The 1,355-nt window shown below is 37.9% G+C and carries 1 protein-coding gene and 2 pseudogenes; all 3 read left to right on the top strand.

Translation table 11 applies throughout. From position 1 onward, the window contains the following. The first annotated feature begins 142 nt into the window (after positions 1-142). Positions 143-319, top strand: coding sequence for a hypothetical protein (locus ACEW7V_RS02110; protein ID WP_374695302.1), 177 nt, complete (start codon positions 143-145; stop codon positions 317-319). A gap of 123 nt (positions 320-442) precedes the next feature. Continuing rightward, positions 443-901: pseudogene (gene fusA, locus ACEW7V_RS02105) on the top strand (elongation factor G); the annotation flags it as partial. A 95-nt stretch (positions 902-996) separates the two neighbouring features. After that, positions 997-1,355 (top strand): annotated as a pseudogene (locus tag ACEW7V_RS02100) (GTP-binding protein); the annotation flags it as partial.

Genomic DNA, 1,355 nt, shown 5'->3' with positions numbered 1-1,355 from the left:
ATTACTTCGTTCAGTTGTATTGTCTTGGAGGAGTACGAGGTGCTGCAAGGATTTTCAGTCAAAGTTGATGGTGAGAAGACCATTAAAGGAGCATAATGGATGCAGTGGCCGCTCCCAGATTGGGGCAATTGAGAGTTAAGCCTTGGAAGGTCCAAGGAGTGCCAAAAGCAATGGATGGTCAAAGGATCACGAAGAGCTTAGAAGATGCAGTGGCTGCTCTCAGATTGGGGCAATCGGAGTCAAGCCTTGGAGGAGTCCGAGGAGTGCCATGCAGTTTAGAAGGTTAGAGGATCGTGGGGATGTCAAGGATAGAGGCTGACATTAGTTTATGGGTTAGTGAAAGAGTCAGTGTGGTGTGTTGTCGTTCTTAGTGAGCAATACATCTGATCTTGTACTTCGTTCCGGTTACGTAATCATTTGCAGTTCAAAAGAATTCAAAGCTCTTGCTGTTGGCATTTTAGCTGGATATCAAATTATTGATGTTAAAAGCAACTTTATTTGATGGCTCTTACCATGATGTCGATTCTTCCGAAATGGCTTTTAAAATTGCTGCTTCCATGGCATTAAAAGAAACCAAAACCAAAGGGAACCAGTCATTTTAGAACCTATTATGGACGTTGAGTAGTTACTCCCAACGATTATGTAGGAAATGTTATTGGTGATCTAACTTCTAGAAGAGGTAGATTAGAAAACCAAGAATCACGCGCCCAACGCTGTTGCTATTAGAGCGTTTGTTCCCCTTTCTGAAATGTTTGGATATGCTACTGTTTTGCGTTCCAATACTCAAGGAAGAGCTACTTTTATTATGCAATTTGCTAAATATGAAAAAGCTCCTAAAGCATCTGAAGAATTATTAAAAAACAGGCTTAGACAACCTTACACCCAAAAACATTTTTATTAACAAAATAGTTGTGAAAAGCCAAAAATAAGTTAAAATTTAAATGGTAAATATATTTATTAAACAAACCTTAAAACATAATAAAGGAGGCCTTTGAAATGGCTAATGAAAAAATTTATATACGAAATAAACCGCATTTAAATGTAGGCTATTGGACACAATAGACCACGGTAAAAACTATCTTTGTAGCTATTACCCAAGTTTTGTCTATCGTGGCTTGGCTAAAGTAGAAGCTTATGATCAAATTGATAATGCACCAGAAGAAAAAGCACGTGGTATTACAATTAATACTTCACACGTAGAATATGAAACAGAAAAAAAAATCACTATGCTCACCGTTGACTGTCCTGGACACATAAATTATGTTAAAAACATGATTACTGGTGCTGCTCAGATGGATGCTGCTATTTTAGTTGTTTCTGGTGCAGATAGTGTTATGCCTCAAACTAGCAATACG

The organism is Areca yellow leaf disease phytoplasma (assembly GCF_041920595.1).
The sequence above is the reverse complement of the archived record's forward strand: the minus strand, read 5'-3'. Positions and strand labels throughout refer to the sequence as shown.